Source organism: Microcystis sp. M53603_WE2 (assembly GCF_030065435.1).
In genome coordinates this window covers 1-4161 of sequence record NZ_JASJFF010000326.1, presented here as the reverse complement: position 1 = coordinate 4161, position 4161 = coordinate 1, and the positions used below count along the sequence as shown (strand labels likewise).

Sequence of the window (4161 nt, the reverse complement as noted above, 5' to 3'; positions counted from 1 at the left end):
TTGGAGTGATTGGGGGGAAAATTCCTGGACTTTTTCCCTGAAAATTAGCTAATTGACCACCTGAAAATCGGTAAAACCCCACACCCCACACCCCACACCCCACACCCTACCCCCACGAAAAACTTTTTGCCGCAAACCCTAAGTAGGGCAAGGGGCAGTAGAAGCTGATGGGCAAATCGCCATTCGGAGCAATTACCGACCTGAACAAGGAAATTACAGATTTTTTCAAGCTAGGATCAAAGATTTTGTATCGAAAAATACAAAACTGGTCAAAGTGACTGTTTAGGATGGATTTTTTGAGAAGCTTAAGAACCGATTCATACGTCAAAGGAGTTTTCCATGCCCGAAACGCCACAAGAAGTCTTGAAAATGATTCAGGACAACAATATTAAGATTATCGACCTGAAATTTATTGATATGCCAGGTATCTGGCAACATTGCTCGTTCTACTACGATCAAATCGATGAAAGCTCTTTCAGCGATGGTGTTGCCTTCGATGGTTCCAGTATTCGCGGTTGGAAAGCAATTAACGAATCCGATATGGCCATGGTTCCCGATCCCACCACTGCTTGGATCGATCCCTTCTACAAAGAACCTACCCTAAGCATGATCTGTAGCATCAAAGAACCGAGAACCGGTGAATGGTATAGCCGCGATCCTCGCTCTATTGCTCAGAAAGCGATCGATTATCTTAGCACTACCGGTTTAGGTGATACCGTATATTTTGGACCGGAAGCGGAATTTTTCCTCTTTGATAGCGCTCGTTTCGACCAAACCGCCAACGCAGGCTATTACTACATGGATAGTGTCGAAGGTCGTTGGAATAGCGGTAAAGACGAAAAAGACGGAAATCTTGCCTATAAACCCGCCTACAAACAGGGTTATTTCCCCGTTAGTCCCACCGATACCTCTCAAGATATTCGCACGGAAATGCTCTTAACCATGGCCGACTGCGGAGTTCCCATCGAAAAACATCACCATGAAGTCGCTACTGGTGGTCAAAACGAGTTAGGGATTAAATTCTCTACCCTAGTACGGGCTGCCGACTACTTGATGACCTATAAATACTGCATCAAGAACGTGGCCAAGAAATACGGTAAAACCGTCACCTTTATGCCTAAACCCATCTTTGGTGATAATGGTTCCGGGATGCACGTTCACCAGTCTATCTGGAAAGATGGTCAACCCCTGTTCGCTGGGGATAAATACGCCGGACTTAGCCAAATGGCACTGCACTACATCGGTGGTTTGCTTAGACACGCTCCCGCACTCTTAGCTTTAACTAACCCCACCACCAACTCTTACAAGCGTCTCGTCCCCGGTTTTGAGGCCCCTGTAAACCTGGCTTACTCCCAAGGTAATCGCTCCGCTTCGATTCGGATTCCTTTATCGGGAAGCAACCCGAAAGCCAAACGTTTAGAATTCCGCTGTCCTGACGCGACTTCTAACCCCTACCTCGCTTTTGCAGCTATGCTCTGTGCCGGTATCGATGGGATTAAAAATCAAATTGAACCGGGGGAACCTCTCGATGTGGATATCTACGAACTCAGTCCCGAAGAATTGTCAAAAATACCCTCTACCCCCGGTTCTTTAGAAGCAGCTCTGGAAAGTCTCGAAAAAGATCACGCTTTCTTGACCGATTCTGGTGTCTTTACCGAAGACTTTATCCACAACTGGATCACCTACAAGCTCGATAACGAAGTTAACCCGATGCGCTTACGTCCTCACCCCTACGAGTTCTCTCTCTACTACGATGTCTAAGGTTTGATTGACCAATCATTAATACTAGGGGAGGCTTTTGTCTGCCCTTTTTTTTCCGAATCAGCAAGTCAGTCCCGATGAAAAAATTTTCACCACCGCAGATGAAAGAGGTTTCCTTCCCCACACCCCAACCCCCAGGAAACACTTTTTGCCGCAAACCCTAGTATAATCCCTTGCTGCCAATTAAGTAGGGAGGCACAATTATTTGTAGGATGGGTTAGCGGTAGCGTAACATAATCGGGCGTTGGGTTTCATGCTTCAACCCAACCTACGTTCATCTTATATTTAATTCCACCCACCCACTTAGCATAAAATAGGATTAATTGACCAGAATTTTGGGGCGATAGTTTATGGAACGCGGGTTATTGTGGACACCTTTATTAATTCTATTTATTTGGTTGGCTTGGAGTGGTTGGAATGAATACCAAAAAGTGGAAATCTATCGATCATGGGCGGAAAACTTCGAGCGAGCTAAGTATGATATATATTCTGTCTTAGGTCAAAAAGATAAAATTATCACTTGGGGAAAGCCAACTCGTAAGGGAGTCATAAATTTACAAACTTTTTCCCTAGAGGAGGTCAAAGAAATCCGTCTGTTAGTTAATAATCAAGTGGTGGATTTAGATGCTCTTCCCCCCCAAGGTTCCCCTTGCCTAGAATTTATTTTTAAAGAGCGATCGCCTGAAAGAATTCCCTTTACTGAAGTTGAATTAGCCAGTCGGTGGGCGAAATTTTTACAACAACAAATCTTAATTTAATGGCGATAATTTCTAGCGCAATCTTCCTGATCGCAGGATACCGACAACTAACCATAAACCGATAAAACTAGCTGTAGCAAATAATACGGTACTAATAATAGTTAATTGCCGAGATTGGGTGCTGGCCGTAACAATAGCAGCCCCGATAATTAAGGAACCAATAATCACACTAAAAGCTAGTCGATTGGCGGAATTATCTAAACTGCGACGGAGATTATCTAAGTCGCGAATTTTCAGATTAACATTTAAAGTTTCCGAGGTTAAACCATCTAGTAAAACTTCGATTTGACGGGGAGATTTCAGGGAAAAAGATTTCAAGTCTAAAACTGTTCTTAGGGCAGTTTGTAGGGGAGTGCTACCGATTAACTGTTGTTCAAGAATATTAGTTAATAGCGGTTTGACTTCTTCTAGGATATTAATATCAGGATTAAATTTTCGGGCAGTTCCTTCTAGATTAGCGAGACTTTTGGCAAATAAACCTAAATTACCCGGAAGTTTAATTCTATTGCGACGGGCAATTTGCAAAAGTTCATAAACCACCTCACTAAAGTTAATTTGATTTAAATTGAGGTTATAATATTTTCGCAACATCCGCTCATAATCCACCTCTAATTGTACTAAAGTAATCGGCACGACTGACTCGGATAGTTTAATAGTTAGTTGACTGCATCTTTTGGCATCTAAGTCAACAATTGCCAATAACAATTCTGTTAAAATTTGTTGAGTTTGTGGGTCTAATCTGCCCACCATGCCACAGTCAATTAAAGCCACTCTACCATCATCAAGATAGAAAATATTACCCGGATGGGGATCGGCATGAAAGAAGCCATCAATATAAATTTGTTGAAAAAATGACCGAAACAAAATCCGAGTTATTTCGGTTTTTCTTTGGGAAATTGCTTGCTCAGTTGCTGGTCTAGAAACATCGGCCTCTAAAATTTGTTTTCCTTCTAACCATTCTAACACTAATAGCCTGGAATTAGTTAAGTGCCAATAAATTTTAGGAATAACTAACTGTTTGGGTTCTGACCACCGACTCTGGGTTAAATTATAGCGTAATTGGTCAGTATAATGACCTTCTTGGGTAAAATCTAATTCCGCATTGACTGCTTTAATAAACTCCTCTGCTAAGTCAACAACGTCGTAACTTTGACCAAATTCTGTGAGGGCAACTAAATCAGCAATTACCTTAATTAAGGCACTATCTTGGGCAACAATTTTTTCGATTCCAGGACGCAAGACTTTAATCGCTACTTCCTCCCCAGATAATAAAGTTGCCCGATGAATTTGCCCGATTGATCCTGCGGCAATCGGTTGGGGATTAATATACTTAAATACCTCTTCGATCGGTTTGGCTAACTGTTCGGTGATGACTATTTCTATATCCGTCCAAGCAACGGGAGGAACTTGCGCTTGTAGGGCAGTTAAAGCCTCGATATAATTAGCAGGTAGCAGATCGGGACGGGTACTAAGTAACTGTCCCAATTTGACATAAAAAGGCCCCAATTCCACAAGGATTTTTTTGAGAACTTCTGGGGTGGGAATCTGGGGATTTTCTGTTTTTCCTAGGGTTAAAACCCCGCGCATATAGTCCCAACCGTTGCCGAGAACTATCTCAAGGATTTCTTTTTGTCTTTGACTG

The 4161-nt window shown here is 42.5% G+C and carries 4 protein-coding genes; 3 read left to right on the top strand and 1 reads right to left on the bottom strand.

Annotation, left to right across the window (positions count from 1 at the left end):
* Window positions 1-339 precede the first annotated feature (339 nt).
* From glnA to PX481_RS07065, 3 genes are all read left to right on the top strand, one after another.
* The gene (gene glnA, locus PX481_RS07075; RefSeq protein WP_002759972.1) at window positions 340-1761 is read left to right on the top strand and encodes a type I glutamate--ammonia ligase; all 1422 of its coding nucleotides are present in this window, start codon (window positions 340-342) and stop codon (window positions 1759-1761) included.
* A gap of 37 nt (window positions 1762-1798) precedes the next feature.
* Window positions 1799-1930 carry a hypothetical protein gene (locus tag PX481_RS07070; RefSeq protein WP_288027510.1) on the top strand — a complete coding sequence of 44 codons (132 nt, stop codon included), beginning with the start codon at window positions 1799-1801 and terminating at the stop codon, window positions 1928-1930.
* 181 nt (window positions 1931-2111) lie between these two features.
* Window positions 2112-2519 carry a hypothetical protein gene (locus tag PX481_RS07065; RefSeq protein ID WP_012265197.1) on the top strand — a complete coding sequence of 136 codons (408 nt, stop codon included), beginning with the start codon at window positions 2112-2114 and terminating at the stop codon, window positions 2517-2519.
* Between the two features lie 12 nt (window positions 2520-2531).
* Here the strand turns inward: PX481_RS07065 and PX481_RS07060 are convergent.
* The coding region (locus PX481_RS07060) for an ABC1 kinase family protein (protein WP_288094132.1) at window positions 2532-4161 on the bottom strand (1630 nt) is incomplete at its 5' end.